The following is a 3,227-nucleotide window of genomic DNA, read 5'->3' on the forward strand; positions in this document are numbered from 1 at the left end:
GTAACCGTCCGGTGAACGGTCAGATCAATTGAGGCCGCAGCATTTCTTGTACTTCTTGCCGGAACCGCAGGGGCATGGATCGTTGCGGCCGACTTTACCGAAGGTAGGCGACTGTGCGGGCGCGCCGGTGGCGTTGTCGAGGCGCCAGGCATTGAGTGCGAGAACCCAACGTGGAATGAGAACGGGCGCGGTCTCGTCAAAGGCCTTGATGTCGTCCTTGGACATGGCGCCTTCATCGCGAGCGATGGTGACGAGATGGAGAAGTCCGGCGAGCGCGACCTTGGCGTCCTCGTCGTCGCTCTTCGCGATGGCTTTCCAGCACTGCGGCCTCAGGTCGACGGCTCGGCCGAAGCCGTCGGCCCACATCTCCCAGAGGATCTCGTTGGAGACTGGGTCGTCGTCGAGAACCGGCACGTAGCGCGGCCTTTGGCCGGCGAACGCTTTGGCAAGGGCGTTATAGTGCTCCATGACCGCCCCGATCGTCACCTGGACATGGTTCATGTCCTCGAACACTGGCTGGCTTTCCTCGTCGTCGTAGCGGCTCCAGACCTTCGGCAACCATTCACCGGGCATGAGGAGGTCCGGGCAGACGAGAAGTCCGGCGAGATAGCCGTCGAGCTCGCTGAGAAGCATCGGTCCGCCGTCATCAGGCAGGTCGAGGAGCAGGCGATCAAGCGTGCGCAGGCGCGGTGGAAGTCGCGACATCGGGTTGGGCATTCCAAGGCAGGAGTTCGTCGATCCGGCGCGCCGAATGGTCGTGGATCCGGGCGATCACGTCGCGCAGCCAGGCCTCCGGGTCGAGGCCGTTCAGCTTGGCCGTCTCGATCAGCGTCATGATCCCGGCAGCTCGCACGCCTCCTTCGTCCGAACCCGCGAACAGCCAGTTCTTACGTCCCAGAGTGACCGGGCGGATGGCGCGTTCGGCGGCATTGTTGTCGATCTCGATCCGTCCGTCGCCGAGATAACGGCACAGCGCTGGCCAACGAGATAGCGCGTAGCGGATCGCACCCGCCGTCGGACTCTTGCCCGACAGGCGCGCCAGTTCACGCTCAAGATAGGACCGCAACGCCTCAACCTTGGGAGCGGTCTGTGCCTGGCGCACCTTCAGCCGCTCAGTCGCGGACTGGCCGCGCACGGAACGTTCGATCTCGTAGAGCTCACCGATGCGCTTCAGGGCTTCGCCCGCCACGGGCGCGGGTCCGGACGCCGTCAGGTCGAAGAACTTGCGACGTGCATGTGCCCAGCAAGCCGCCTCGGCAATCCGCGATTCGACCCGGCCACCGTCGCCGACCAGCGGTGCCCGGTAGAGTTCGGCAAAGCCGGCATAGCCGTCGGCATGCAGGATCCCCGCAAATGACGCCAGATGCTCGCGAGGGTGGTGCCCCTTGCGGTCGGGACTGTAGCGATAGGCGACCGCCGGAGGATCAGTGGAGCCGCAGGGACGGCCGTCGCGTACATAGGCCCAGAGCCGCCCCTGCTTTGTACGGCCCTTACCGGGCTCCAGCACTGGAACCGGTGTGTCGTCACCGTGCAGACGGTCCCCTGACAGAACATGAGCGCGCACCGCCTCCACCAGCGGCGCCAGGAGATCGGCGCTGCGCCCCACCCAGTCGGCCAGCGTCGAGCGCGACAACTTCACGCCCTCGCGCTCGTAGATGCGTGATTGGCGGTAAAGCGGCAGATGGTCCGCGTATTTGGAGACCAGCACATGGGCAAGAAGCCCCGGTCCTGGCTTGCCGCGCTCGATCGGAAGGCTTGGGCGTTCCGCCTGAATGATGGCGTCACAGTCCCGGCAGACGAGGCGTGGCCGCACGTGCCGCACCACCCGGAACGAGGCCGGAACATAGTCTAAGATCTCAGTGACGTCCTCGCCGTCCTTCAAGAAGCGCGTGCCGCCGCATTCCGCGCAGGTGCATGGCGCCTCGTGCCGTACCTCGTAGCGCGGCAGATGATCGGGCAAGGGCCGGCGCGAGGACTTTGAACGCGGCGTCCTCGATCCCGCCGTCGCTTCTGCGTCAGTTCCTTGCGGTTCGTCCTGCGCCTGGTTGGCCTCGATCTCCTCCAGCGCCAGCTCGAGCTGGTCGGCGATGCGATCGAGTTTCTCGGAGGAGGTGCCGAACCGAGCACGCCTGAGCGCTGCCAGTTGCGCCTTCAGCCTTTCTATAAGGGTGCCGTGGAAGCGCAGCTCGGCTTCGCGGGCAGCGAGCTCGGCGGCCTGCGTGAGGATGATCGCACGCAATGCGGCAGGGTCTGACGGCAGGTTCGCGAAGGCCGTTTCCATGAAGGTGATTCTAGCAGAACCGAGCCTTGAAGGACACTCCAATCGTTCCCCGACAGGAGCTTCAGACCGCCCGCATCGGCGCCGATGTCCAGGCCGGTCGACGCCAGTCGATGCCCTCCCACAGCATCGAAAGTTGCGCCGCCGTCAGACGCACGACGCCGTCCGCCGGCGAGGGCCACACGAAGCGTCCGCGCTCAAGGACCTTGTAGTACAGGCAAAAGCCCTGGCCGTCCCAGAACAGAAGCTTCAGCCGGTCGCCGCGCCGCCCCCGGAAGGCGAATACTGCTCCCGAGGAGGGACTTTGGCGCAGAACCTCCTGGGCAACCCCACACAGTCCCGAGATCCCCTTGCGCATGTCCGTCGTCCCGCAGGCGAGATACACCCGGACGCCCGAGCCCGGCGCGATCATGCCGTTTCCACGATGCGGATCAACCGAACGAGGCTTGCTTCGTCGATCGCCGGACAAATGCGCAGGCGCCGACCGTTGGCGAGCAGAACTTCCGCGAATCCCTCGCCATGGCCATCTCGACGGGACGAGCGAGGTGATGACGAAACCGGCGCAGGGTTTGGCCGCACCGTTTGCTCGGTACCACCGTTGCCCGACGCAACCAGCTCCAGCGGAAGGAAGGACACAGGCGTCACGGTCGCCGAACTGCGCCCAGCGTTGTCCACGCGATCACGGCCGAAGCCGAACTGCCGGCGCCAGCGATAGATCTGCTGGGGAAGAATGTCGTGCCGCCGAGCCACCGATGCCGCACTGATCCCGGGGACGGAAGCTTCCTCCAGGACGGCCAGCTTCTCCGCATCCGGCCAGCGCCGACGGCGCTCGGTTCCCGTGAAAATCTCAAGTCGCGGCATGTGATGGCTTCGAAGCTGATTGCGAAACTAGCTTCGAAGCTTCACCCCACACTCGCCGATCGCAAACCCTCAGTCACCGGACGCTTAC

At 65.3% G+C, this 3,227-nt stretch carries 4 protein-coding genes; all 4 read right to left on the reverse strand.

Translation table 11 applies throughout. The features are described 5' to 3' along the window. Positions 1 to 24: 24 nt before the first annotated feature. Entirely contained in the window at positions 25 to 705 is a 681-nt protein-coding gene (locus tag MF134_RS23690) for a UPF0149 family protein (protein WP_255341858.1), read from the reverse strand. Further along, positions 671 to 2,281 (reverse strand): IS66 family transposase, encoded by a 1,611-nt coding sequence (gene tnpC, locus MF134_RS23695; protein ID WP_255341859.1) that lies wholly within the window; start codon positions 2,279 to 2,281, stop codon positions 671 to 673. Before tnpC ends, MF134_RS23690 begins: the two co-directional genes overlap by 35 nt. 61 nt (positions 2,282 to 2,342) lie before the next feature. Continuing rightward, the gene (tnpB, locus tag MF134_RS23700) at positions 2,343 to 2,690 is read right to left on the reverse strand and encodes an IS66 family insertion sequence element accessory protein TnpB (protein WP_228242181.1); all 348 of its coding nucleotides are present in this window, start codon (positions 2,688 to 2,690) and stop codon (positions 2,343 to 2,345) included. After that, a complete protein-coding gene (gene tnpA, locus MF134_RS23705; protein ID WP_228242184.1) occupies positions 2,687 to 3,139 on the reverse strand; it encodes an IS66-like element accessory protein TnpA in 453 nt (150 codons plus the stop codon). The genes tnpB and tnpA overlap by 4 nt, the downstream gene beginning before the upstream one ends. Positions 3,140 to 3,227: the final 88 nt, after the last annotated feature.

This window comes from Jiella marina, from assembly GCF_024359545.1.
GTDB lineage: Bacteria > Pseudomonadota > Alphaproteobacteria > Rhizobiales > Rhizobiaceae > Jiella.

Excerpts from the sequence above, each read along its gene's own strand:
- tnpA (WP_228242184.1), bottom strand. The coding sequence starts at position 3,139 with ATGCCGCGACTTGAGATTTTCACGGGAACCGAGCGCCGTCGGCGCTGG.
- tnpB (WP_228242181.1), bottom strand. The coding sequence starts at position 2,690 with ATGATCGCGCCGGGCTCGGGCGTCCGGGTGTATCTCGCCTGCGGGACG.
- MF134_RS23690 (WP_255341858.1), bottom strand. The coding sequence starts at position 705 with ATGTCGCGACTTCCACCGCGCCTGCGCACGCTTGATCGCCTGCTCCTC.
- tnpC (WP_255341859.1), bottom strand. The coding sequence starts at position 2,281 with ATGGAAACGGCCTTCGCGAACCTGCCGTCAGACCCTGCCGCATTGCGT.